The 25605-nt window shown below is 72.8% G+C and carries 21 protein-coding genes; 13 read left to right on the forward strand and 8 right to left on the reverse strand.

From position 1 onward, the window contains the following. Positions 1–106 precede the first annotated feature (106 nt). The gene (locus J4E96_RS09535) at positions 107–1321 is read left to right on the forward strand and encodes an acyl-CoA dehydrogenase family protein (RefSeq protein WP_227425504.1); all 1215 of its coding nucleotides are present in this window, start codon (positions 107–109) and stop codon (positions 1319–1321) included. Between the two features lie 113 nt (positions 1322–1434). On the opposite strand, the gene J4E96_RS09540 is transcribed toward J4E96_RS09535, so the two are convergent. Together J4E96_RS09540 and J4E96_RS09545 are read right to left on the reverse strand one after the other, a co-directional pair. Continuing rightward, positions 1435–2103 carry an MBL fold metallo-hydrolase gene (locus J4E96_RS09540; RefSeq protein ID WP_227425505.1) on the reverse strand — a complete coding sequence of 223 codons (669 nt, stop codon included), beginning with the start codon at positions 2101–2103 and terminating at the stop codon, positions 1435–1437. Then, complete coding sequence (locus J4E96_RS09545; RefSeq protein WP_227425506.1) at positions 2087–3961, reverse strand: glycoside hydrolase family 15 protein; 1875 nt, start codon at positions 3959–3961, stop codon at positions 2087–2089. Before J4E96_RS09545 ends, J4E96_RS09540 begins: the two co-directional genes overlap by 17 nt. An 86-nt stretch (positions 3962–4047) precedes the next feature. On the opposite strand from J4E96_RS09545, the gene uvrA reads away from it, so the two are divergent. After that, positions 4048–7038 (forward strand): excinuclease ABC subunit UvrA, encoded by a 2991-nt coding sequence (gene uvrA, locus J4E96_RS09550; protein ID WP_406620439.1) that lies wholly within the window; start codon positions 4048–4050, stop codon positions 7036–7038. Between the two features lie 22 nt (positions 7039–7060). Here uvrA and J4E96_RS09555 read toward each other — a convergent pair whose 3' ends face one another. Then, positions 7061–7579: an OsmC family protein gene (locus J4E96_RS09555; RefSeq protein ID WP_227425508.1), complete on the reverse strand. Its 519-nt coding sequence runs from the start codon at positions 7577–7579 to the stop codon at positions 7061–7063. Between the two features lie 47 nt (positions 7580–7626). Here J4E96_RS09555 and J4E96_RS09560 point away from each other — a divergent pair, with 47 nt between their 5' ends. The 10 genes from J4E96_RS09560 (at position 7627) to J4E96_RS09605 (ending at position 17518) form a co-directional block, all read left to right on the forward strand. Next, positions 7627–8229 (forward strand): GNAT family N-acetyltransferase, encoded by a 603-nt coding sequence (locus J4E96_RS09560; protein WP_227425509.1) that lies wholly within the window; start codon positions 7627–7629, stop codon positions 8227–8229. Between the two features lie 10 nt (positions 8230–8239). After that, the gene (gene uvrC, locus J4E96_RS09565) at positions 8240–10366 is read left to right on the forward strand and encodes an excinuclease ABC subunit UvrC (protein ID WP_227425510.1); all 2127 of its coding nucleotides are present in this window, start codon (positions 8240–8242) and stop codon (positions 10364–10366) included. After that, entirely contained in the window at positions 10363–11307 is a 945-nt protein-coding gene (gene rapZ, locus J4E96_RS09570) for an RNase adapter RapZ (RefSeq protein WP_227425511.1), read from the forward strand. Before uvrC ends, rapZ begins: the two co-directional genes overlap by 4 nt. Positions 11308–11311: 4 nt before the next feature. Further along, on the forward strand, positions 11312–12310 hold the full coding sequence (locus tag J4E96_RS09575; RefSeq protein WP_227425512.1) for a gluconeogenesis factor YvcK family protein: 999 nt from the start codon (positions 11312–11314) through the stop codon (positions 12308–12310). Between the two features lie 17 nt (positions 12311–12327). Next, positions 12328–13308 (forward strand): DNA-binding protein WhiA, encoded by a 981-nt coding sequence (gene whiA, locus J4E96_RS09580; protein WP_227425513.1) that lies wholly within the window; start codon positions 12328–12330, stop codon positions 13306–13308. A 246-nt stretch (positions 13309–13554) separates the two neighbouring features. Next, entirely contained in the window at positions 13555–14562 is a 1008-nt protein-coding gene (gene gap / locus J4E96_RS09585) for a type I glyceraldehyde-3-phosphate dehydrogenase (RefSeq protein WP_227425514.1), read from the forward strand. Between the two features lie 134 nt (positions 14563–14696). Then, positions 14697–15896, forward strand: a complete 1200-nt coding sequence (locus J4E96_RS09590) for a phosphoglycerate kinase (RefSeq protein ID WP_227425515.1) — start codon at positions 14697–14699, stop codon at positions 15894–15896. A 33-nt stretch (positions 15897–15929) separates the two neighbouring features. Further along, positions 15930–16727: a triose-phosphate isomerase gene (gene tpiA / locus J4E96_RS09595; RefSeq protein ID WP_227425516.1), complete on the forward strand. Its 798-nt coding sequence runs from the start codon at positions 15930–15932 to the stop codon at positions 16725–16727. Positions 16728–16905: 178 nt separating this feature from the next. Next, entirely contained in the window at positions 16906–17151 is a 246-nt protein-coding gene (gene secG / locus J4E96_RS09600; protein ID WP_227425517.1) for a preprotein translocase subunit SecG, read from the forward strand. Positions 17152–17167: 16 nt separating this feature from the next. Continuing rightward, positions 17168–17518 (forward strand): RNA polymerase-binding protein RbpA, encoded by a 351-nt coding sequence (locus J4E96_RS09605; RefSeq protein WP_227425518.1) that lies wholly within the window; start codon positions 17168–17170, stop codon positions 17516–17518. Between the two features lie 52 nt (positions 17519–17570). Here J4E96_RS09605 and pgl read toward each other — a convergent pair whose 3' ends face one another. The 5 genes from pgl to tkt are packed head-to-tail and all read right to left on the reverse strand — an operon-like array spanning position 17571 to position 24249. Continuing rightward, positions 17571–18362, reverse strand: a complete 792-nt coding sequence (pgl, locus tag J4E96_RS09610; RefSeq protein WP_227425519.1) for a 6-phosphogluconolactonase — start codon at positions 18360–18362, stop codon at positions 17571–17573. Next, entirely contained in the window at positions 18359–19273 is a 915-nt protein-coding gene (gene opcA, locus J4E96_RS09615) for a glucose-6-phosphate dehydrogenase assembly protein OpcA (RefSeq protein WP_227425520.1), read from the reverse strand. The genes pgl and opcA overlap by 4 nt, the downstream gene beginning before the upstream one ends. Positions 19274–19316: 43 nt before the next feature. Then, positions 19317–20858: a glucose-6-phosphate dehydrogenase gene (zwf, locus tag J4E96_RS09620; protein WP_227425521.1), complete on the reverse strand. Its 1542-nt coding sequence runs from the start codon at positions 20856–20858 to the stop codon at positions 19317–19319. Continuing rightward, the gene (gene tal / locus J4E96_RS09625; protein WP_227425522.1) at positions 20855–22021 is read right to left on the reverse strand and encodes a transaldolase; all 1167 of its coding nucleotides are present in this window, start codon (positions 22019–22021) and stop codon (positions 20855–20857) included. Before tal ends, zwf begins: the two co-directional genes overlap by 4 nt. Before the next feature lie 59 nt (positions 22022–22080). Further along, the gene (tkt, locus tag J4E96_RS09630; RefSeq protein WP_227425523.1) at positions 22081–24249 is read right to left on the reverse strand and encodes a transketolase; all 2169 of its coding nucleotides are present in this window, start codon (positions 24247–24249) and stop codon (positions 22081–22083) included. 327 nt (positions 24250–24576) lie between these two features. Here tkt and J4E96_RS09635 point away from each other — a divergent pair, with 327 nt between their 5' ends. Next, the gene (locus J4E96_RS09635; protein WP_406620456.1) at positions 24577–25590 is read left to right on the forward strand and encodes a heme o synthase; all 1014 of its coding nucleotides are present in this window, start codon (positions 24577–24579) and stop codon (positions 25588–25590) included. Positions 25591–25605 lie beyond the last annotated feature (15 nt).

Below are 25605 nucleotides of genomic sequence, written 5' to 3' on the forward strand. Positions count from 1 at the left end.
TCGAGTCGCCCCGATGTGCTGCAGCCTGGTCCCTCCAGTCCCACCGGTCACCTGCTCCGCGCGGACGGGGGAGGCGGCACCCGGATCCGCGGGAGAAGGTAGACGGATGACTCCCGACCCCCAGCTTCCCGCCGCCACCGTCCCCGAGCCCACGCCCGCCGCGCCGCGTGCCGCCGCGCCCGTCCTCTCGGCGGAGCTGCTCGCGACCATCCGCTCGCGCGCCGCGGGCTACGACGCGACGAACACCTTCCCGCACGAGGACCTGGCCGACCTCGTCGCCGTCGGCTACCTCAGGGCGTTCGTCCCGGTCAGCGCAGGCGGGCTCGGCCTGACCCTCCGCGACGTCGCGCGCGAGCAGGTCCGCCTCGGCGCGGCGGCGCCCGCGACGGCCCTCGCCGTGAACATGCACCTGGTCGTGACGGGCCTGGCCCAGGTCCTCGCCGACCGCGGCGACCACACCCTCGACCACATCACGGCCGAGGCCGCCCGCGGGGAGGTCTTCGCGTTCGGCAACTCCGAGGCGGGCAACGACCTGGTCATGTTCGACTCGCGCACGCGCGCGGAGCCGCAGTCCGACGGCGGGTACCGGTTCACGGGTACCAAGATCTTCACCTCGCTGTCGCCCGTGTGGACGCGCCTGGCCACGTTCGGCCGCGACGACTCCGACCCCGACGTGCCCCTGCTCGTGCACGCGGTGATCCGCCGCGACGCGGGCGGCATCGAGGTGCGCGACGACTGGGACACGCTCGGTATGCGCGCGACCCAGAGCGGCACCACCGTGCTCGACGGCGTCCTCGCGCCGCGGGAAGCGGTGCACCGCACGCTCCCCGTGGGCCCGAGCGCCGACCCGTTCATCTTCGCGCTCTTCGCGACCTTCGAGATCCTGCTCGCGGCGGTCTACACCGGGATCGGGCGCCGCGCGGTCGAGCTCGCGGTGGCCTCCGCGCACCGGCGCACGTCGATGAAGAACGAGGGCCGGACGTACGCGCAGGACCCGGACATCCGCTGGAAGATTGCCGCCGCCGCGATCGCGCAGGACGGCATCGAGCCCCAGGTGGGCGCCCTCGCACGCGACGTCGACGAGCTGGCCGACCACGGCTCCCTCTGGTTCGCCAAGCTCGTCGGGCTCAAGGTGCGCGCGGTCGAGAACGCGCGGTTCGTCGTCGACCAGGCGCTGCGCGTGTCGGGCGGGTCGTCGTACTTCACGGGCGGCGAGCTCGGCCGCCTGTACCGGGACGTGCTTGCGGGGATCTTCCACCCCTCGGACGAGGAGTCGGCCCACGCAACGGTAGCCCGCGCCCACCTAGGCCCCCTCACCTGAGCACCTGAGCACCTGAGCCGGTTTTCAGGGGATCCTGTGCGTCAGACGCACCGGATCCCCTGAAAACCGGGTGGGGGGTGGGCTGTCGGGAGCGGGGTGGCGCGGGAGGGGGGTTACCAGCCGCGGGTGCGCCATTGCGCTAGGTGGGGGCGGTCCGTTTCTAGGGTTGTGTCGGGGCCGTGGCCCGGGTAGACCCAAGTCGCGTCGTCGAAGCGGTCGAAGAGCCGCGTTATGACGTCGTCGAGCAGGCTCGCGAATCGCGTCGGGTCGTGGTCGGTGTTGCCGACGCCGCCGGGGAACAGCGAGTCGCCGGTGAACAGGTGCGCGCGCCCGTCCGGCTCCCGGTACGCCAGCGCGACGGAGCCCGGCGTGTGCCCGCGCAGGCCGATGACCTCGAGCCGGAGCTCGCCGACGGCGAGCACGTCGCCGTCGTGCAGCAGGCGCGTCGTCGGGACGTCGATGCCCGCCGCGTCGTCGGCCCCGGCGGCGGTGTCCGCACCCGTCGCCGCCACGACCGCGCGCAGCGCCCGCTGGTGGTCCGCGTGCCGGTGCGTCGTCAGGACGACGTCGAGGCGGCCGGCCGGCGAGCCCGCGCGGACCAAGGCGGCGAGCGCCGGGGCGTCGTCGGCGGCGTCGATGAGCAGCTGCGCGCCGCTCGCGCGGCACGTCAGGAGGTAGGCGTTGTTGCCGAGCGGGCCGACGCAGACCTTGCGGACGACGACGTCGGCCAGCTCGCGCACCGCAGCCGGCCCGCCGCGTACGACGTCACCGGTGTAGGTCATGGGCCGCCCGCCGCATCCGGTCGGCGTGCACCGGGGTCATCGGCGTCGTCGGGTCGATGCCGTGCGCGGCGTCGTTGTGGCTGTGCACCGCGCGCACGAGCGCGAGGTGGGACAGGGCCTGCGGGAAGTTGCCGACCATCCGCGCGCCGTCGACGTCGTACTCCTCGGACAGGAGGCCGACGTCGTTGACGAGCCCGGTCAGCCGGTCCAGCAGGCGCGCCGACTCCGCGACGTCGCCGGTGCGCGCGACCGCGTCGGCGAGCCAGAAGCTGCAGGCGAGGAACGGGTGCTCGCTGCCGGCCAGGCCGTCGTCGGTCTTCTCGGTGCGATACCGGCGCAGCAGGCCGTCGCCGACCTCGAGCTCGGCGCGGATCGCCGCGAGCGTGCCGAGGAAGCGCGGGTCGGTCGCGGGCAGAAACCCCACCTGCACGATCTGCAGGAGCGAGGCGTCCGTGTGCGTCGCGCCGTAGTACTGGACGAACGTGCCGCGCTCGGCGTCGAAGCCGTTCGCCAGCACGTCGGCGCGGATCTCGGCGCGCACGGCGCGCCAGCGCTCGAGCGGGCCGGACAGCCCGTGCTCCTCGATCGCGCGGACGGCGCGGTCGAGCGCCGCCCACGCCATCACCTTCGAGTGCGTGAAGTGCCGCGCGTCGCCGCGGACCTCCCAGATGCCGCGGTCCGGCTCGCGCCACCGCAGCTCGAGGTCGGCGACGAGCGTGCGCTCGAGCGACCAGCTGTCGGGCGTGTCCGCGAGGCCGGCGTGCCGGGCCATGTGCAGCGCGCTCATCACCTCGCCGAGCACGTCGTTCTGGATCTGGTCGACGGCGGCGTTCCCGATCCGGACCGGGCGGGATCCCGCGTAGCCCGGCAGGTGGTCGAGCTCGCGCTCGGGCAGGTCCCGGCGCCCGTCGGCGCCGTACATGATCTGCAGGTCCTGCGGGCTGCCGGCGACGGCGCGCAGCAGCCAGTCGCGCCACTCGGTCGCCTCCTCGCGGTAGCCGAACTCGAGGAACGCCTCGAGCGTCATCGCGGCGTCGCGCAGCCAGCAGTACCGGTAGTCCCAGTTGCGTTCGCCGCCGGGCTGCTCGGGCAGCGACGTCGTCGGCGCCGCGACGATGCCGCCCGTCTCTGCGTCGGTGAGCATCCGCAGCACGAGCAGCGAGCGGACGACGGCGTCGCGGTAGTCCCCGTAGTACGCGCAGCTGCGGGCCCACTCGCCCCAGCGGGCGCGGGTCGCGTCGAGCCGCGCGGTGATGGACAGGCGCTCCGGCACGGGCAGCCAGGAGTGCGACCAGGTGGCGGCGAACTCGACGAACTCTCCGGCGGACAGGTCGAACAGGTCGGTGTGCCGGTGGTCGACGGCGGTCGGGAGGCGGTCGCCGCGCAGCAGCAGCGAGTCGGGGCCGGCGATCGCGCGGATCGAGTCGAACCCCTGCGGGTCGGTGACGTGGTGCACCCACGGCTCGAACGCGCCGTACCCGAACCGCACGATCCACTCGTGCTCGACCGTGACCGTCCCGCTGGTCACCTCGAGGCGGCGCACGAGGTCGGCGCGGCCGTCCCCGAGCGGCATCGCCTCGAGCATCACGGCGGTCCCGGTGGCCGCGACGTACGTGGTCTCGAGCACGAACGAGTCGTCGAGGTACCGGCGCGTGATCGAGATCGGGTCGCGCACCGTGAGCAGCCAGCGGCCGTGTTCGGGCCCGCCCAGCAGCGCCGCGAAGCACGCGGGCGAGTCGAACCGCGGCAGGCACAGCCAGTCGACCGAGCCGGCGCGGGAGACCAGCGCGGCGGTCTGCCCGTCGCCCAGGACGGCGTAGTCCTCGATGGGCGTCGACGCGGGGGTGGTGGGAGGCACCGGGCCAGTCTGCCTCCGCGCGCCCGGGTCGACACCCCGAGCCGCCCGTTCGAACAGGTGTGCGCTTGTGGGAAGTTCGCCGTACCATGGTGGACGTGAACGACCGACTCATCGTCCAGGGCGCCCGCGAGCACAATCTCCGTAACGTCGACCTCGATCTTCCGCGCGACCAGCTCATCGTGTTCACGGGACTGTCGGGCTCCGGCAAGTCGTCGCTCGCCTTCGACACGATCTTCGCCGAGGGCCAGCGCCGCTACGTCGAGTCGCTCTCGGCGTACGCGCGCCAGTTCCTCGGGCAGATGGACAAGCCCGACGTCGACTTCATCGAGGGCCTGTCGCCGGCCGTGTCGATCGACCAGAAGTCGACGAACCGGAACCCGCGCTCGACCGTCGGCACGATCACCGAGGTGTACGACTACCTGCGGCTGCTGTTCGCGCGCGCCGGGACGCAGTTCTGCCCCGTGTGCGGGGAGCAGGTCAGCAAGCAGACCCCCCAGCAGATCGTGGACCGGCTGCTCGAGCTGCCAGAGGGCACGCGCTACCAGGTGCTCGCGCCCGTCGTGCGCGGCCGCAAGGGCGAGTACTCCGAGCTGTTCAAGGAGCTGCAGGCCAAGGGCTTCGCGCGCGCGCGGGTCGACGGCGCGGTCGTCCAGCTCACCGAGCCGCCGCTGCTCGAGAAGAAGCTCAAGCACGACATCGAGGTGGTCATCGACCGCCTCGCCGCGAAGGAGGGCGTGCGCCGGCGCCTGACCGACTCGGTCGAGACCGCGCTCGGGCTGGCGGGCGGGCTGCTGGTCGTCGAGCTGGTGGACGCCGACATCGACGACCCCGAGCGTGAGCGCCGGTTCTCCGAGCACCGCGCCTGCCCGAACGACCACCAGCTCGCGCTCGAGGAGATCGAGCCGCGCACGTTCTCGTTCAACGCGCCCTACGGCGCGTGCCCCGAGTGCACCGGCATCGGCAGCCGGCTCGAGGTCGACGCCGAGCTCGTCATCCCGGACGAGGACCTGTCGCTGGCCGACGGCGCGGTCGCGCCCTGGGCGCAGATCTCGTCCGAGTACTTCGCTCGCGTGCTCGCGGCGCTGTCGAGCGACCTCGGGTTCTCGATGGACGTGCCGTGGCGCGCGCTGCCGCAGCGCGCGAAGGACGCGGTGCTGCACGGCGAGAACCACGAGGTCAAGGTCAAGTACAAGAACCGGTGGGGCCGCGAGCGGCAGTACTCGACCGGGTTCGAGGGCGTCATCACGTTCCTCGAGCGCCGGCACGGCGAGACCGACTCGGAGTGGAGCAAGGAGAAGTACGAGGCCTTCATGCGCGAGGTCCCGTGCCCGGTGTGCCAGGGCGCGCGGCTCAAGCCCGAGGTGCTCGCCGTGCGCATCGGCGGGTCGTCGATCGCGCAGGTCTGCGCGCTCCCGATCCGCGAGGCCCGCGACTTCCTCGACACCCTCGTGCTCGGCGAGCGCGAGCAGGCGATCGCCGCGCAGGTGCTCAAGGAGATCCAGGCCCGGCTGGGCTTCTTGCTCGACGTCGGCCTCGACTACCTCTCGCTCGAGCGGCCCGCGGGCACCCTCTCGGGCGGCGAGGCGCAGCGGATCCGGCTCGCCACCCAGATCGGCTCCGGCCTCGTCGGCGTGCTCTACGTGCTCGACGAGCCGAGCATCGGGCTGCACCAGCGGGACAACCGCCGCCTCATCGAGACGCTCACGCGGCTGCGGGACCTGGGCAACACGCTGATCGTCGTCGAGCACGACGAGGACACGATCCGGTCGGCCGACTGGATCGTCGACATCGGGCCGGGCGCGGGCGAGCACGGCGGCCGCGTCGTGCACTCGGGTGACCTCGCGGGGCTGCTCGCGGCGCAGGAGTCCGTGACGGGCGCGTACCTGTCGGGGCGCCGATCCATCCCGATGCCCGCCGAGCGCCGGGCGATCGACCGGGACCGGATGCTGACGGTCGTCGGCGCGCGCGAGCACAACCTGACGGGCATCGACGTGTCGTTCCCGCTCGGGACGCTCGTCGCGATCACCGGCGTGTCCGGCTCGGGCAAGTCGACACTCGTCAATTCGATCCTCTACACCGTGCTCGCGAACGAGCTCAACGGCGCGCGGCAGGTCGCCGGCCGGCACAAGCGGGTCACCGGCCTCGAGCACCTCGACAAGGTCGTGCACGTGGACCAGGGCCCGATCGGCCGCACGCCCCGGTCCAACCCCGCGACCTACACCGGGGTGTGGGACCACGTCCGGCGCCTGTTTGCCGAGACGACCGAGGCGAAGGTGCGCGGGTACGCGCCCGGGCGGTTCTCGTTCAACGTCAAGGGCGGCCGCTGCGAGGCCTGCTCGGGCGACGGGACGCTCAAGATCGAGATGAACTTCCTGCCCGACGTCTACGTGCCGTGCGAGGTGTGCCACTCCGCCCGGTACAACCGGGAGACCCTCGAGGTGCACTTCAAGGGCAAGACGGTGGCCGACGTGCTGCACATGCCGATCGAGGAGGCCGCGGAGTTCTTCGCCGCCGTGCCGGCGATCTCGCGGCACCTGCGCACGCTCGTCGACGTCGGCCTCGGGTACGTACGGCTCGGCCAGCCCGCGCCGACGCTCTCGGGCGGCGAGGCGCAGCGCGTCAAGCTCGCGGCCGAGCTGCAGAAGCGCTCGACCGGCCGGACGATCTACGTGCTCGACGAGCCCACGACCGGCCTGCACTTCGAGGACATCCGCAAGCTGCTCGGGGTGCTCCAGTCGCTGGTCGACAAGGGCAACAGCGTGCTGGTCATCGAGCACAACCTCGACGTCATCAAGAACGCGGACTGGGTCATCGATATGGGGCCCGAGGGCGGCAGCGGCGGCGGCAAGGTCATCGCGGAGGGGACGCCCGAGCACGTGGCCGGCGTCAAGGCCAGCCACACCGGGCGCTACCTCGCGCCCGTGCTGCTGGCCGAGGCTCCGGTCGCGCCGCCGTCGTCGGCGAAGGGCGCCGGCCGCAACGGCGTCGCTCCGGCCGTCCTCCCGGCAGGCAAGGCGCCGAATCGCAAGGCCCCGGCGCGGAGCGCGAAGGCTCGCGCGGCGGCCAAGGCCAGCTGAGCCGCCCGTAGCTGCGGCGGGGTCAGTGCTCGGTCACGAACCGGGTGGGTTCCAGCAGGACCGGGAAGTTGACGGACCGCGACAGGAAGCAGTGGTCGTGCGCGCGCTGGTGCACGGTGAGCAGCCGCGCGTCGGTCACGGCGCGGTCGTCGGCGGCGTCCGCGTCGTCTACCTCGGCGGCGGGCACCCGGACCGTCACGTGCGGGCGCATCACGACGTCGGTGAACTGACCGGCGCCCGCGGACTCGACCCGCATGGTGCCGACCGCGTCGTCGGAGTACCCGACCACCACGAGCCCGTCGTTCGCGGCCTGGTGCAGGAACCACAGCATGTGGCATTCCGACAGCGCGGCGACGAACAGCTGCTCGGGGCTGTACCGGGAGGTGTCGCCGCGGAACGCCGGGTCGGCGGACCCCAGGATCACGGGCCGGCCGGCGATCACCACCTCGTGATCGCGTCCGTAGGCCGTGTAGCTCGACGTTCCGGTGTCGCCGGCGCCGGTCCAGGTGACGTTGACGGTGTACGAATGTAGGGCGCCCATCCACGAACGCTATCGGGTCCGGGGCCTGCGCGCGGGAGGATGGCGGCATGCCCCGCACCGTCGGCCCCGTCGTCCAGCCCGGCTCCCTGAGCGCCGGTCCCCAGCCCGAGCTCACGACCGCGGGCGGCCTGCTGCTGCGGCCGTGGCGCCCCGACGACGCCGACGACGTCGCCGCGGTGCTGACCGCCTTCGCTGACCCGGAGATCCAGCGCTGGGGGGTGCGCCACATCGTGACGGCGGCGCAGGCGAACGCGTGGCTGCGCGGCTGGACTGCGGCGTGGATCGCCGAGACCGATGCCTGCTGGGCGGTGGCGGGCGCCGACGGCGTCGTCGGCCGGGTCGCGCTGCGGCGCCTCGACCTCGCGGGCGGGATCGCGGAGCTGGCCTACTGGGTGCTGCCCGCCGCCCGCCGGCGGGGGGTCGCGAGCGACGCCGGGGCGGAGGCGAGCCGGTGGGCCGTCGAGGAGCTCGGCCTGCACCGGCTCGAGCTGTGCCACTCGGTGCACAACCCGGGGTCGTGCGCCGTGGCCCGCCGGCTCGGGTACGCGCTCGAGGGGACGCAGCGCGACGCGATGCTGCACGTCGACGGCTGGCACGACATGCACCTGCACGCGCTGCTCCGGGGGCGGGCCGTCGGAGGCACGAACTAGGCTCGAACGCATGGCCGATCCCGCGACGTACCGCCCCGCGCCGGGCCAGATCCCGGACTCCCCGGGGGTGTACCGCTTCCGCGACGAGCACGGCCGCGTGATCTACGTGGGCAAGGCGATCAGCCTGCGGTCGCGGCTCGCGAACTACTTCCAGGACCTGTCGTCGCTGCACCCGCGCACGCAGTCGATGGTGACGTCGGCGGCGTCGGTCGAGTGGACCGTCGTCGGGACAGAGGTCGAGGCGCTCGCGCTCGAGTACTCCTGGATCAAGGAGTACGACCCGCGGTTCAACGTCAAGTACCGCGACGACAAGTCCTACCCGTACCTCGCGGTCACCCTCGCCGACGCGTTCCCGCGCGTGCAGGTCATGCGCGGAGCCAAGCGCCCCGGCACGCGGTACTTCGGCCCGTACGCGCACGCATGGGCGATCCGCGAGACGGTCGACCTGCTGCTGCGGGTATTCCCCGTGCGCACGTGCTCGGCGGGCGTGTTCAAGCGCGCGGGCCAGCAGGGTCGGCCGTGCCTGCTCGGGTACATCGAGAAGTGCTCGGCGCCGTGCGTCGGCCGGATCAGCCCCGACGACCACCACGCGCTGGCCGAGGACTTCTGCGCCTTCATGGCGGGGGACACCGCCAAGTTCACCAAGCGCCTGACGCAGCGCATGCGCGAGGCGGCCGAGATCCAGGACTACGAGCAGGCGGCTCGCCTGCGCGACGACATCGGCGCGCTCGAGCGGGCGACCGAGAAGAACGCGGTCGTGCTCCAGGACGGGACGGATGCCGACATCTTCGCCCTCGTCGGCGACGACCTCGAGGCCGCCATCCAGGTGTTCCACGTGCGCGACGGCCGCATCCGCGGTCAGCGCGGCTGGATCGTCGAGAAGGTGGAGGACGTCACCGACGCCGAGCTGGTCGAGCACCTGCTCCAGCAGGTCTACGGAGCGGAGGCGACCGAGTTCCGGGGGACGGGGTCGCGCTCGCGCGGCGAGCCGGCGCCGGCCGTGCGCGCCGCGACGGGCGCCGTCCCGCGCGAGGTGCTGGTCCCCGTGCTGCCGCCCGACCCCGCCCAGGTCACCGCCTGGCTCACCGGCCTGCGCGGCAGCCACGTGGACGTGCGGGTCCCGCAGCGCGGCGACAAGCGCGAGCTCGCCGAGACGGTCCGCCGCAACGCCGAGCACGCGCTCGTGCTGCACCGCACCCGGCGCGCCGGCGACCTCACGACGCGCAGCCAGGCGCTGCGCGAGATCCAGGAGGCGCTGGACCTGCCCACCGCGCCGCTGCGGATCGAGTGCTACGACATCTCGACGACGCAAGGTACCTATCAGATGGCTTCGATGGTCGTGTTCGAGGACGGGCTGCCGCGCAAGAGCGAGTACCGCACGTTCGCCGTGCGCGGGCCCGACGGCGACGGCGCGCGCGACGACACCGCGGCGATGTACGAGGTCATCACGCGCCGGTTCCGCCGCTACCTCGCCGAGCGGTCCCAGTCCGGCGAGGTCGAGCTCGAGACGGGCACCGACGAGGACGGCCGCGACGCCGAGCGCGCTGGCGTCGTCAGCGGACCCGTCAGCGGCGAGGTCGGGCCCGAGGTCTCGGGCCGCCCGGCGCGGTTCGCGTACCCGCCGAACCTCGTCGTCGTCGACGGCGGGCCGCCGCAGGTCGCCGCCGCCGCGCGGGCGCTGGCCGACCTGGGCATTGACGACGTCGCGCTCAGCGGCCTCGCCAAGCGCCTCGAGGAGGTCTGGGTGCCGGGGGAGGACTACCCGGTCATCCTTGAGCGCAGCTCGGAGGGGCTGTACCTGCTCCAGCGCGTGCGCGACGAGGCGCACCGGTTCGCGATCACAGCGCACCGCAAGCGCCGCGGCAAGGGCATGACGGTGTCCGTGCTCGACGACGTCCCGGGCCTCGGGCCCGCGCGGTCCCGCTCGCTGCTCACGCACTTCGGGTCGGTCAAGCGGCTGCGCGCGGCGTCCGTCGAGGAGATCGCGTCGGTGCCGGGGATGGGGGAGCGCACGGCCGCCGCCGTCGTCGCGGCGCTGGCGGCCCCGGCGGCGACCGGCGCGCCCGCCCCGCCGGCCCCGACCGGCGCCGCCGGCGCGCCCGCCCCGACCGGCACGACTGGCATGCTGGGGTCATGACCGGCGAACCCGACCCGATCACGGTCCCCAGCGGCATCCCCGCGCTCGAGGCAGTGACCCCCGCACCGCGGCTCAGCACCGCGCAGGTGCTGATCATCACCGGCATGTCCGGCGCCGGCCGCACCCGCGCGGCGGCGGTGCTCGAGGACCTCGACTGGTACGTCGTCGACAACCTGCCCGCGCAGATGCTGTCGCACCTGGTCGGCATGATGAACCGGGGCGCCCCCGGCGAGGGCGTGCAGCGGCTCGCCGCAGTCGTCGACGCCCGCGGCCGCGAGTTCTTCGTCGACCTCGCGCAGGTGCTCGCGACGCTGCGCGAGTCCGGCATCGACTACCACATCCTCTTCCTCGACGCGTCCGACGAGGTGCTCGTGCGCCGCTATGAGCAGGTGCGGCGCCCGCACCCGCTGCAGGGCCGCGGCCGGATCCTCGACGGCATCGAGGCCGAGCGCACGCTCCTGTCCGACCTGCGCGAGCGCGCCGACGTGCTCATCGACACCTCCGAGCTCAACGTGCACGACCTCGCGCGCGAGGTCCGCAAGGCGGTCTCGGGCACGGCCGACGACGTGCTGCGCATCAACGTCCTGTCCTTCGGGTTCAAGTACGGCATCCCGCTGGACGCCGACCACGTCGTCGACGTGCGCTTCCTCGCCAACCCGTACTGGGTCACCGAGCTGCGGCACTTGACGGGCCGCGACGCGCCCGTGCGGGACTACGTGCTCGGCCTACCCGGCGCCCGCGTGTTCATCGAGCGGTACGTCGCGGCGCTCGAGCCCGTGCTCGCGGGCTACCTCAAGGAGGAGAAGCGATACGTGACCATCGCGGTCGGCTGCACGGGCGGCAAGCACCGATCGGTCGCCGTCAGCGACGCGATCGCGAGCGAGCTGAGGGCGGGCGGCCAGCAGGTCACCGTGGCGGCGCGCGACCTCGGCAAGGAGTAGCCCGGTGAACCGCGCACGGGCCGCAGGTCCGGCGGTCGTCGCGCTCGGCGGCGGCCACGGGCTGTCGGCGACGCTCTCGGCGCTGCGGCTGATGTCGGACCGCCTCACGGCGGTGGTCACGGTCGCCGACGACGGCGGCTCGTCGGGCCGCCTGCGCTCGGAGTTCGGGGTGCTCCCTCCGGGTGACCTGCGGATGGCGCTCACCGCGCTGAGCGACGACTCGGACTGGGGCCGCACCTGGAGCGACGTGCTCCAGCACCGGTTCCACTCGAGCGGGACCCTCGACAAGCACGCCGTCGGCAACCTGCTGATCCTCGCCGTGTGGGAGCAGCTCGGCGACACCGTGGCGGGGCTCGACCTGATGGGCCAGCTGCTGCGCGCCCGCGGCCGCGTGCTGCCGATGGCGGCCGTCCCGCTCGCGATCGAGGCCGACGTCGCGGAGCTCGTCCCGTCCGGCGGCCCGGGCGTCGCCCGCACGCGCGTGGTGCGCGGGCAGAGCGCCGTCGCGGTCGCGCAGGGCCGGATCGAGCAGATCCGGCTCACCCCGGCCGACCCGCCCGCGTGCCCCGAGGCGGTCGCCGCGATCGACGCCGCCGACTGGATCGTGCTCGGCCCGGGCTCCTGGTACACGTCGGTGCTGCCGCACCTGCTGGTGCCCGAGCTCGCCGCGGCCCTGCACCGCACCTCCGCGCGCCGCTGCGTCACCCTCAACCTGTCCGCTGAGACGCACGGCGAGACTGACGGGATGAGCCTCACGGAGCACCTGCAGGTGCTCCACCAGCACGCCCCCGGCCTGCACATCGACGCCGTGATCGCCGACCCGCGCGCCGTCGACGACGTCGAGCCCCTGATCGAGGCCGCCACGGAGCTCGGCGCGCGGCTGCTCCTGCGGCAGGTCCGCACCGGCGACGGGACGCCGCACCACGACCCGCTGCGGCTCGCCGCGGCGTACCGGGACGTGTTCGACGACTTCCTCGGCGACGTCGGAACCCGCGCACGGTAGATGGCAGGATGGCGCGCATGGCGCTGACGGCACAGGTGAAGGACGAGCTCGCTCGGCTGCACATCGACAAGACCTCCTGCCGCAAGGCCGAAGTCTCGGCGACGCTCCGGTTCGCCGGTGGGCTGCACATCATCTCCGGGCGCATCGTCATCGAGGCCGAGCTCGACACGGGCATCGCGGCGCGCCGGCTCCGGCAGGCCATCGCCGAGGTCTATGGCCACCCGAGCGACGTCATCGTCGTCTCCGCCGGCGGCCTGCGCCGCGGCAGCCGCTACGTCGTCCGCGTCGTCAAGGAGGGCGAGTCCCTCGCGCGCCAGACCGGGCTGCTCGACAACCGCGGCCGGCCCGTGCGCGGGCTGCCCCCGCAGGTCGTCTCCGGCGGGGTCGGGGAGGCCGAGGCCGCGTGGCGCGGCGCGTTCCTCGCGCACGGCTCCCTCACCGAACCCGGGCGGTCCGCCTCGCTCGAGATCACCTGCCCCGGGCCCGAGGCGGCGCTCGCGCTGGTCGGGGCCGCGCGCCGGCTCGGCATCGCCGCGAAGGCCCGCGAGGTCCGCGGCGTCGACCGCGTGGTCATCCGCGACGGCGACGCGATCAGCGCGATGCTCGTCCGCCTGGGTGCGCACGACGCGATGATGGTCTGGGAGGAGCGCCGGATGCGGCGCGAGGTGCGCGGCACCGCGAACCGGCTGGCGAACTTCGACGACGCGAACCTGCGCCGGTCCGCGCGCGCGGCCGTCGCCGCCGGCGCCCGCGTCGAGCGCGCGTTCGAGATCCTCGGCGCCGAGCTGCCCGACCACCTGCGCGAGGCCGGCGAGCTCCGGCTCGCGCACAAGCACGCGTCGCTCGAGGAGCTCGGCAAGCTCGCCGAGCCCGCGCTGACGAAGGACGCCGTCGCCGGCCGGATCCGGCGCCTGCTCGCGACGGCCGACAAGCGTGCGGCCGACCTCGGGATCCCGGACACCGAGTCCGGGCTCAGCCCGGACCTGCTCGACCTGTAGCGGCCGCAGCCCGAGCGCCCGGCCGCGCACCGACGCGCCCGCGACCAGCAGGGTCGCCGCGGCCGTCCAGCGCGTGACATTGGTCCCTCCGGCCCTCTGGTCGGTCGTATAGGCTCAAACCATCCGGCAGCCCTGGGCGGGTCAGAACGCGTGATCGGCCCGAGGCCGCAGGAAACGCACCGCGTGTGCGTACTCACTTTCGTTGCAATGGTGTGCGCCGGAGAGCTCCGGCGCTGAGGAGGCAATGTGACAATCCGCGTCGGTATCAACGGCTTCGGCCGCATCGGACGTAACTTCTACCGGGCCATTCTGGCGTCGGGGGCGGACATCGAGATCGTCGGTGTCAATGACCTCACCGACAACAAGACTCTGGCCACCCTGCTCAAGTACGACTCGGTCCTGGGCAAGCTCGCCGCCGAGGTCACGTACGACGACACCTCGATCACCGTGGACGGCAAGTCGTTCAAGGTCCTCGCGGAGCGCGAGCCCAAGAACCTCCCCTGGGCCGCTCTTGGTGCCGACATCGTGATCGAGTCGACCGGCTTCTTCACCGACGCGACCGCCGCCAAGGCGCACATCGACGCCGGTGCCAAGAAGGTCATCATCTCGGCCCCGGCCAAGAACGAGGACGGCACGTTCGTCGTCGGTGTCAACCACACCGACTACGACCCGGCCACCCAGCACGTCATCTCGAACGCGTCCTGCACCACGAACTGCCTCGCCCCCATGGCGAAGGTTCTCGATGACTCGTTCGGCATCGAGCGTGGCCTCATGACGACGATCCACGCCTACACGGGTGACCAGAACCTGCAGGACGGTCCCCACAAGGACCTCCGCCGGGCCCGCGCCGCCGCGATCAACATCGTGCCGACGTCGACCGGTGCCGCCAAGGCGGTCTCGCTCGTTCTCCCGCAGCTCAAGGGCAAGCTCGACGGCTTCGCGCTGCGCGTGCCGGTCCCGACCGGCTCGGCCACCGACCTCACGTTCATCTCGGCGCGGGAGACCACCGCCGAAGAGGTCAACGCCGCGATCAAGGCCGCGTCCGAGACCCCGGCGCTCAAGGGCATCCTTGAGTACACCGAAGACCCGATCGTGTCCTCGGACATCGTCACGAACCCGGCCTCGTCGATCTTCGACGCCGGTCTCACCAAGGTCATCGGCAACCTGGTCAAGGTCGTCTCCTGGTACGACAACGAGTGGGGCTACTCCAACTCGCTCGTCAAGCTCACCACGTACGTGGGCGAGCGGCTCTGACGTTCGACCGGAGCAGTTGTACGACATGAGCAGCTGACACGCGTCCGCGTGCCCCGCACGGCCTCCGGGCCGGCGGGGCACGCGGACGCTGTTGCGTGACGACCCAGACGACCCTCGACCCTCGGAGCTCACCCATGAAGACGATCGACGACCTCGGCGACCTGCGCGGCAAGCGCGTGCTCGTGCGATCCGACCTGAACGTCCCGCTCGACGGGACGACCATCACCGACGACGGCCGCGTGCGGGCCGCCGTCCCGACGATCAAGAAGCTCGTCGACGCTGGTGCCCGCGTCGTCGTCGCCGCGCACCTCGGTCGTCCGAAGGGCGAGCCCGAGGCGAAGTACTCGCTCGCCCCCGTTGCCACGCGGCTCGCCGAGCTGCTGGGCGTCCCGGTGCACCTCGCGGAGGACACCGTCGGCGAGTCGGCAGCCGCGACGGTCGCCGCGCTGGGCGACGGCGAGGTCGCGATGCTTGAGAACATCCGGTTCGACCCGCGCGAGACGTCCAAGGACGAGAAGGAGCGCGGCTCCCTCGCCGACGCCCTCGCCACGCTCGCGGACTTCTACGTGTCCGACGGCTTCGGCGTCGTGCACCGCAAGCAGGCCTCGGTGTACGACATCGCGACGAAGCTCCCCGCCGCAGTCGGCGGCCTGGTGCTCAAGGAGGTCGAGGCCCTGCGCCGCGCCACGGAGAACCCGGAGCGCCCGTACGTCGTCATCCTCGGCGGCTCGAAGGTCTCCGACAAGCTCGGCGTCATCGCGAACCTCATCGGCAAGGCCGACCGCCTCCTGATCGGCGGCGGCATGGTCTACACGTTCCTGGCGGCTCAGGGTCACTCGGTGGGCAAGTCCCTGCTCGAGCAGGACCAGATCGAGACCGTCAAGGGCTACCTCGAGCTCGCGGCGTCCGAGGGCGTCGAGATCGTGCTCCCGACCGACATCGTCGTGGCGGACGGCTTCGCGGCCGACGCCTCGCACCAGGTGCTTGCCGCCGACGCGATCCCGGACGCCGGCATGGGCCTGGACATCGGCCCGGACTCCTGCGCCCTGTTCGCCAGCAAGATCACCGACGCGAAGACGATCGTCTGGAACGGCCCGATGGGCGTGTTCGAGTTCGACGCGTTCGCCGACGGGACGCGGGCCATCGCCCAGGCCCTGATCGACGCGGGCGCCAACGGCGCGTTCTCGATCGTCGGCGGCGGCGACTCCGCGGCGGCCATCCGGCTGCTCGGGTTCGATGAGACCAAGTTCGGCCACATCTCCACCGGCGGCGGCGCGAGCCTGGAGTTCCTCGAGGGCAAGACCCTCCCGGGCATCGCCGTCCTCGACGACTGACCCTTTTCTCACTCTCTACAGAAGGAGGCCCTCGTGGCCACCGCTCGTACCCCGCTCATGGCGGGCAACTGGAAGATGAACCTCGACCACCACGCCGCGACGCACTTCGTGCAGAAGCTCGCGTGGACGCTCAAGGACGCCAAGCACGACTTCTCGACCGTCGAGGTCGCTGTGCTGCCGCCGTTCACGGACCTGCGCAGCGTGCAGACCCTCGTCGACGCCGACAAGCTCGAGATCGTCTACGGCGCGCAGGACGTGTCGGCGAACCTCGCCGGCGCCTACACCGGCGAGATCTCGCCCGTGTTCCTCGCGAAGCTCGGCGCGACGTACGTCGCCGTCGGCCACTCGGAGCGTCGCCAGTACCACCACGAGAACGACGCGCTCGTCGCGGCCAAGGCGAAGTCGGCCTTCAGCCAGGGCGTCGTGCCGATCGTCTGCGTCGGCGAGGGCCTGGACGTCCGCAAGGCCGGCCAGCAGGTGCCGTACACGCTCGCGCAGCTCGAGGGCTCGATCGCCGGCCTGAGCGCCGAGGAGGCCGCGCAGGTCGTCATCGCCTACGAGCCCGTCTGGGCCATCGGCACCGGCGAGGTCGCGACCCCTGAGGACGCGCAGGAGGTCTGCGGGGCCATCCGCGGCAAGCTCGCCGAGCTGTACGACGACGCCGTCGCGGCGGCCGTGCGGGTCCTGTACGGCGGCTCGGTGAAGTCCGGCAACGTCGCCTCGATCATGGCGAAGCCCGACGTCGACGGCGCCCTCATCGGCGGCGCGAGCCTGGACGCCGACGAGTTCGCGAAGATCATTCGCTACCAGTCGCACGCCGTCGGACTGTAACGATCGCCGCCGGCGCGCGTGTGCGCGCCGGCGGTACCCGTTCGAGCGATGACCGCTCGTTTGCCGCGCCGGCGGCGTCCCGCCCGCGCGGGGCGTCGCCGGATCGGCCGGTCGTCGCCTACCCTGGACGCGGTGCCCACCGGCGCCGCCTATGAACCGTGAGGAAGCGACTCGTCCCGTGGATGCCCTGCGTATCTCTCTCCAGGTCCTGCTGGTCCTGACCAGTGGTCTGCTTATCCCGCTCGTGCTGCTCCACAAGGGCAAGGGCGGCGGATTGTCCGATATGTTCGGGGGCGGGGTCTCGAGCAGCATCGGCAGCTCCGGTGTCGCCGAACGAAACCTCAACCGGCTGACCGTCATCATCGCCGTTGTGTGGGCGGTCGTCATCGTGCTGCTGGGTCTGATCCAGCGCGTCAGTAACTGACAACAAAGGGGCGATCGTGGCGAGTGGAAGTGCTATCCGCGGTTCGAGAGTAGGCGCAGGACCGATGGGAGAGGCCGAGCGCGGCGACAGTGCGCCGCGCATCTGGATCTCCTACTGGTGCGCGAACGGGCACGAGACCCGGCCGAGCTTCGCCGAAGAAGCCGGCCTCGCGGCGCCCGTGACGTGGGACTGCCCGCGCTGCGGCTACCCCGCCGGCCAGGACGAGGCGAACCCGCCGGCCCCGGTCAAGAACGAGCCGTACAAGACCCATCTGGCCTACGTCAAGGAACGTCGCACGGACGAGGATGGCGAGGCGATCCTCGACGAGGCGCTGGCCGCCTTGCGGTCCCGGCGCGGCAGCGCCTGACCTGACCTGCGGCAGCGCCTGATCCGAACCTTCGGCAGCGCCTGACCTGACCTCAGGCGGACGCGGCGGCGTCCACCAGCCAGAGCGTGGTCGCCCCGGTGGCGGCCGCGGCCGGCGTCTGGTCGACGCCGGCGCCGCCCAGCGCGGCGGCCACGGCGGCCGCCTTCTCCGCGCCCGCGGCGACGACCCACACCTGGCGCGCCGCGTGGATCGCGTCGAACGTCAGCGAGACCCGCAGCGGCGGCGGCTTGGGCGAGCCGTGCACCCCGACCGTCGAGACCCCGGTGACGACGAGCGCCTCGTGCCCAGGGAACAGGGACGCCACGTGGCCGTCCGGGCCCATCCCGAGCAGCAGCACGTCGAACGCGGGCACGCGGGGCCCGCCCGCGCCGTCGGCTGCGGGCGCGAAGGCGGCAAGCTCGGCCGCGTAGGCCGCCGCCGACTCCTCGGGCGAGCCGATCCCGGGGGCGTCGGACGCGGGCATCGGGTGGACGTTCGCGGCCGGGAGCACGTCGGCGAGCGCGGCCAGCAGGGCGGCGCGGGCCTGGGTCTCGTTGCGGTCGGGGTCGCCCGCCGGCAGGAACCGCTCGTCGCCCCACCACACGTGCACGCCGGTCCAGTCCACGGCGTCGCGCAGCGGGCTCGCTGCCGCCTCGGCGAGCAGCGCGATCCCGACCGTCCCGCCGGTCAGCACCACGTGCGCCGGGCGCCGCACCGACTGCACGTCGAGCAGGCGGGTGAGCAGCCGCGCCGCGACCGCCTGGGCGAGCACCTGGGCGTCCGGGTGCACGACGACGGCGCGCCCGCCGCCCGCCGCTGCGGGCGTGCTCTCGGCCGGGCTCACGCGAGCCTCGCGAGGCCCTTGGTCAGCGCGTCGGCATACACCTCGTCGGAGTCCAGCCGGCGCAGCTCCTCGGCGAGGCACTCCGCGAGCTGGCGGATCGGCAGCGAGATGCGGTGCTCGGGCTGACCGGGCTGGCGCAGCGCGGCCGTCTTGCCGTCGGGGCGGTCCAGCACGATCGAGCCGGACTTGCGCTCGAGGCGCACGAGCGTGATCGCGGGGGCGTCCTTCTTGCGCTCGATCTCGACGGGGCAGCGCAGCTCCTGAGCGAGCCACGCCGCGAGCAGGTCGACGCTCGGGTGGGTGCTCTCGCCCGCGACGACGACCTTGGTCACCGGCTCGTACGGCGGCTGGTCCAGCGCCGCGGCGAGCAGCCCCCGCCACAGCGTGATGCGGGTCCAGGCCAGGTCGGTGTCGCCGGGCTCGTAGACGGTCGCGAGCTGGTGCAGCGCCCCGAGCGGGTGGCTGCACTCGGTCGAGTCCGTGATCCGCCGCTGCGCCATCCGGCCGATGGGGTCGCTCGCCGGGTTGGCGGGCACCTCGTACGGCCACCACGCGACGATCGGCGCGTCCGGCAGCAGCAGCGGGATGACGAGCGTGTCGCCGTGCTCGCGCAGCGCGCCGCTGGGGTGCAGCACGACGACCTCGCTCGCGCCGGCGTCGCCGCCGATCCGGATCTGCGCGTCGAGCGAGTCCGCGGCGCGCCGGTTGTTCGGCGCGATGACGATGACGCGGCACGGGTGCTCGCGGCTGGCGAAGTTCGCCGCCTCGATCGCCTCCTCGACGTCGGACGTGCCGACGTCGACGATGAGGGTGAGGACGCGGCCGAGCGCGACGGCGCCGCCCTCGTCGCGCAGCTTGACCAGGCGCTTGTTGACGTCGTTGGTCGTGGTGCTGGGCATCTCGATGATCATGAGGTTCGGCTCCTGCTCCCGCGGCGGGTGGTGGGGGTTCGGCTCACGGCATCCGCCAGGTGCGTCCGTCGCGGGCCATCATGGCCTCGGCCGACTCCGGGCCCCACGTGCCGGACCGGTAGGCCTCGGGCTTTCCCTTGGACTCCCAGTACTTGGTGACCGGGTCGAGGATCTTCCACGACAGCTCGACCTCCTCGTGCCGGGGGAACAGCGGCGGGTCGCCGAGCAGCACGTCGAGGATGAGCCGCTCGTACGCCTCGGGGGAGGACTCGGTGAACGCGTGCCCGTAGGCGAAGTCCATCGTGACGTCGCGGACCTCCATGGCCGTCCCGGGCACCTTGGCGCCGAAGCGGAGCGTGACGCCCTCGTCGGGCTGCACCCGGATGACGAGCGCGTTGCTGCCGAGCTCCTGCGTCGCGGTGGACTCGAACGGCAGGTGCGGCGCGCGCTTGAACACGACGGCGATCTCCGTGACGCGGTGCCCGAGCCGCTTGCCGGTACGCAGGTAGAACGGCACCCCGGCCCAGCGGCGGGTGTCGATGTCGACCCGGATCGCCGCGAAGGTCTCGGTCGTGGACGACGCGGGGATGCCGGCCTCCTCGAGGTAGCCGGTCACCTGCTCGCCGCCCTGCCAGCCGGTCGAGTACTGGCCGCGCGCCGTGTGCTTGCCCAGGTCCTTGGGCAGCTTCACGGCGGAGAGCACCTTGACCTTCTCCGCGCGCAGGTCCTCGGCGCTGAAGGAGACGGGCTCCTCCATCGCGGTGAGCGCGAGCAGCTGGATCAGGTGGTTCTGGATGACGTCGCGCGCCGCGCCGATGCCGTCGTAGTAGCCCGCGCGGCCCCCGATGCCGATGTCCTCGGCCATCGTGATCTGCACGTGGTCTACGTAGTGTGCATTCCAGATGGGCTCGAACATCTGGTTCGCGAACCGCAGGACCAGCAGGTTCTGCACGGTCTCCTTGCCGAGGTAGTGGTCGATCCGGAACACGTCGTCCGGCTCGAAGACCTCGGAGACGACGTCGTTGAGCGCCTGCGCGCTCGCCAGGTCGTGCCCGAACGGCTTCTCGATGACCACCCGCCGCCACGAGCCGTCCTGCGGCTTGGACAGCCCCGACTTGGCGAGCTGGCGGCACACCAGCGGGAACGCGCTCGGGGGCACGGACAGGTAGAAGGCGTGGTTGCCGCCGGTGCCGCGCTCGATGTCGAGGTCGTGCACCGTGGTGGCGAGCCGCTCGAACGCGTCGTCGTCGTCGAACTCGCCCTGCACGAACCGGATGCCCTCGGCCATCTGGCGCCAGGTGGCCTCGCGGAACGGCGTGCGCGCGTACTGCTTGACGGCGTCGTGCACGATCTTGGCGAAGTCCTGGGTGGCCCAGTCGCGGCGCGCGAAGCCCGTCAGGCCGAAGCCGGGCGGCAGCAGGCCGCGGTTGGTCAGGTCGTAGACGGCGGGCAGCAGCTTCTTGCGCGCGAGGTCGCCGGTGACGCCGAAGATGACGAGGCCGGAGGGCCCCGCGATCCGGGGCAGCCGGCGGTCGCGGGCGTCGCGCAGCGGGTTCTGGTCGGCGGTGACGCGGTTCGGGCTCACGCGATCGGCCGATCCTGCGCGGCGACGGCAGGCGATGCGGGCGGGGCCGCCTTCGCGAGCCCGTCGGCGACGGTCGCGAGCAGCTCGGCCCAGCTCTTCTCGAACTTGACCAGCCCCTCGGCCTCCAGCGCCGCGGTGACGTCGTCGATCTCGATGCCCAGCTCGGCGAGGCCGGCGAGCACCTTCGCGGCGGCGTCCTGCGTGCCCGTGACGGTGTCCCCGCGGATGTCCCCATGGTCGGCGACCGCCTCGAGGGTCGCCGCGGGCATCGTGTTGACGACGCCGGCCACGACGAGCTCGTCGACGTACCGGGTGTCGGGGTAGGCCGTGTCCTTGACCCCGGTCGAGGCCCACAGCGGGCGCTGCGGCCGGGCGCCGAGGTCGGCGAGCCGGCGCCACCGGTCGGACGCGAGCACCTCGGCGAAGATGCCGTATGCCAGCCGCGCGTTCGCGATGGCGGCCTGGCCGCGCAGCGCGGCGGCCGCCGGGGTGCCGAGGGCGTCGAGCCGCCGGTCGATCGCCGCGTCGACGCGCGAGACGAAGAACGAGGCGACCGAGGCGATGGGGGCGAGCGGGAGCCCGGCGGCGTGCGCGGCCTCGAGCCCGCTCAGGTGCGCGTCGAGCACCGCGCGGTAGCGCTCGAGCGAGAAGATCAGCGTCACGTTGACGCTGATCCCGGCGCCGAGCGCGCCGATGATCGCCGGCAGGCCCTGCTCGGTCGCGGGGATCTTGATGAACAGGTTCGGCCGGCCGACGCGGGTCCACAGGATGCGGGCCTGGGCGAGCGTCGCGTCGGCGTCCCGCGCCAGGCGCGGGTCCACCTCGAGCGAGACGCGCCCGTCGACGCCGTCGGTCGCGGCGTGCACCGGGGCGAGCACGTCGGCCGCGGCGCGCACGTCGTCGGTCGTGATCGCCTGGACGGCGGCCTCGGGGTCGAGGCCGGCCGCGGCGAGCGCCACGAGCTGCTCGTCGTAGGCGTCGCCGCCGGCGAGGGCGCCGGCGAAGATCGTGGGGTTGGTGGTCACCCCGACGACCCGACGCGTGCGCGTCAGGTCGTCGAGGTTCCCGGTGCGCAGCCGGTCCCGGGACAGGTCGTCGAGCCAGACGGCAACACCGGCCCCGGTCAGGGCGTCGAGCGGGGTGGAGCGGGTGTTCTCGGTCATAGCGGTCCTCCTGGAGGGGTGCCGTCCGGTCGTGCTCGGGGGGTCTGCGCGGAGCGGGCTCAGACCAGGTCGCCCGTCAAGCCCTGGGTCGGCGCGGCGGGCAGGCTGGACGGCCCCGCGTTGCCCTGCGCGGCCGCGATCGACTCGTGGGCCGCCGCGACGACGGCCGCCGCGGTGATCCCGAACTCCTCGTAGAGGGTCTCGAACGCCGCGGACGCGCCGTAGTGCTCGAGCGAGACGGTGCGGCCGGCGTCGCCGACCAGCTTGTGCCACGACAGCGCGATCCCGGCCTCGACCGAGACGCGGGCGCGCACCGCCGCGGGCAGCACCTGCTCGCGGTAGGCGTCGCTCTGCTCGGCGAACCACTCCTGGCTCGGCATCGACACGACGCGGGTGCCGATGCCGGCGGCCTCGAGGGTCTCTCGCGCCGCGACGGCGAGCTGAACCTCGGAGCCGGTGCCGACGAGGATGACGTCCGGCGTGCCGATCGACGCCTCGAGGAGCACGTAGGCGCCCTTGTCGACGCCGTCGGCGCTCGCGTAGCCGTCAGTGCCGCGGGGGACCGTCGGGACGTTCTGGCGCGTGAGGATCAGGCCGACCGGGCCGGAGTTGCGCTCGAGGATCGACTTCCACGCCTGCGCGGTCTCGTTGGCGTCGGCCGGGCGCACGATCGCGAGGCCCGGGATCGCCCGCAGCGCGGCGAGGTGCTCGACCGGCTGGTGCGTCGGGCCGTCCTCGCCGAGCCCGATCGAGTCGTGCGTCCACACGTAGGTGACCGCGATGCCCATGAGCGACGCGAGGCGGACGGCGCCGCGCATGTAGTCGCTGAAGGTGAAGAAAGTGCCGCCGTAGGGCCGGGTCGGCCCGTGCAGCGCGATGCCGGACAGGATCGCGCCCATCGCGTGCTCGCGGATGCCGAAGTGCAGCGTGCGGCCGTACTCGTCGCCCGCGAACTCCTTCGTGGACCGGCGGGTCGGCAGGAAGGACGGCTCGCCCTTCATCGTCGTGTTGTTCGAGCCCGCGAGGTCGGCGGAGCCGCCCCAGAGCTCGGGCAGCACGGGCGCGAGCGCGGACAGGACGTTGCCCGACGCCGCGCGGGTCGCGACGGCCTTGCCCGCCGGGAACGTCGGCAGCGCGTCGGCCCAGCCGGCCGGCAGCTCGCCGGCCTGGAGCCGGTCGAGCAGGGTGGCGCGGTCGGGGTTCGCCGTGCGCCACGCCTGGTAGGTGGTCTCCCACTCGGCGCGCACCGTCGCGGACCGCTGGGCGAGCGCGCGCGTGTGCGCGATGACGGCCGGGTCGACGTCGAACGTCTTGTCGGCGTCGAAGCCCAGGACCTCCTTGAGGCCGCGCACCTCGTCCGTGCCGAGCTTCGAGCCGTGCGAGCCGTGCGTGTTCTGCTTGGTCGGGGCCGGCCAGGCGATGATCGTGCGCAGACCGATGATCGACGGCCGCGAGACCTCGGCCGCCGCGGCGTCGAGCGCCGCATTGAGGGCGTCGACGTTCTCGACGTAGCCCTCGCCGCCGTGGGTCCAGTCGACGAACTGCACGTGCCAGCCGTAGGCGGCGTACCGCGCCATGACGTCCTCGGTGAACGCGATGTCGGTGTCGCCCTCGATCGAGATGTGGTTGTCGTCCCAGATCACCGTGAGGTTGCCGAGCTCCTGCGTGCCCGCGATCGACGACGCCTCGCTCGAGACGCCCTCCTGCAGGTCGCCGTCGGAGGCGATCACATAGATCGAGTGGTCGAACGGGCTCGTGCCGGGCGCGGCCTCGGGGTCGAACAGGCCCCGCTCGCGCCGCGCGGCCATGGCCATGCCGACCGAGCTCGCGATGCCCTGGCCCAGCGGGCCCGTCGTCATCTCGACGCCCGCCGTGTGCCGGAACTCGGGGTGGCCCGGGGTCTTCGAGCCCCAGGTGCGCAGCGCCGCGAGGTCCTCGAGCTCGAGGCCGTAGCCCGCGAGGTAGAGCTGGATGTACTGGGTGAGGCTCGAGTGCCCGGCGGACAGCACGAAGCGGTCGCGGCCGAGCCAGTGCGGGTCGGTCGGGTCGAGCCGCATGCGGTTCTGGTAGAGCAGGTAGGCGACCGGCGCGAGGCTGATCGCGGTGCCCGGGTGGCCGTTGCCGACCTTCTCGACGGCGTCGGCCGCGAGGACGCGGACCGTGTCGACCGCCTTCCGATCGAGATCGGACCATCCAACGGAGCTGTCAGCCGAAGCGAACGCGTTCACCGAACCTCTTTCCCGCCCGGTTCTGTGCGCCCCGGGACATTCACGGACATGGGTCATGCCAGGGCGGTCCGCGTCGCGATGGCCGCGGCGGACGCCCTGCCGGGGACGAGCCTACCGACCTGGGACGCGCGTGTCGGTCGGGAGCGCATCGGGTGCGACCGGGACCTGACCGGGACCAAAGTCACAGGAATCGCCCGCGTCCCGATGCGCTCGCGCAGGTCCTGGGCCGTAACATGGCGACCGAACGCCAGCACGACGATCGGACGCCGCGGCCCCGCCGCGGCGTTCCCCGTGGTCGATGAACGGAAAGGCGCGAAGCGCGTGCGGATGACGAGCCCGGCCCCGATCGACGAGACGCCCGCGACGCAGCGGGACGCCGTGGCCGGTCCGCCTTCGCTGCCCACGAGCCCGCGCCCGCGCACTCCCCGCCCGCGCGCCGGCGACGCCACCGCCTGGGGCCGGCTCCGGCGTCGGCTGGGGGCGTACATCGCGCTGACCAAGCCGCGCATCATCGAGCTGCTGCTCGTGACGACCGTGCCCACGATGATCCTGGCGCAGCGGGGCCTGCCGCCCGTGGGGCTCGTGCTCGCGACGCTCGTCGGCGGCACGGCGGCCGCGGCGTCGGCGAACGTCCTGAACTGCTACCTCGACCGCGACATCGACCGGGTGATGAACCGCACGAAGCGGCGCCCGCTCGTGACCGGCGAGATCTCGCCGCGCGCGGCGCTCATCTACGGCATCGCCCTCGGCGTCGCCTCGCTGGTGTGGTTCGCGCTCGTCGTCAACACCTTCGCGGCGTGGCTGACCGCGGGCGCGATCGGCATCTACGTCGTCGGCTACACGATGATCCTCAAGCGCCGCACGCCGCAGAACATCGTCTGGGGCGGGATCGCCGGGTGCATGCCGGTGCTCATCGGCTGGTCCGCCGTCACGGAGTCGCTCAGCTGGGCGCCGATCGCGCTGTTCGGCGTGATCTTCTTCTGGACCCCGCCGCACTACTGGCCGCTGTCGATGAAGTTCCGCCGCGAGTACGCGGCCGCGGGCGTCCCGATGCTGCCCGTGGTGGCCGGGGACACGCGCGTCGCGGCCGAGGTGCTGGCGTACGCCGTCGCGATGGTCGCCTGCTCGCTGGCGCTCGTGCCGCTCGCCGACATGTCCTGGGTCTACGCCGTCGCCGCGGGCGCGCTCGGGCTGTGGTTCCTCGCCGGCTGCCTCGGGCTGTACCGCCGCGCCCAGCACCCGACCATGAAGCTGCAGGAGATGCGGCTGTTCCACCTGTCGATCACGTATCTGACGCTCCTGTTCCTCGTCGTCGCGGTCGACCCCTTCCTGCCGGTCTGAGCGCCGTGGTCACCT

Source organism: Pengzhenrongella sicca, assembly GCF_017569225.1.
GTDB lineage: Bacteria > Actinomycetota > Actinomycetes > Actinomycetales > Cellulomonadaceae > Pengzhenrongella > Pengzhenrongella sicca.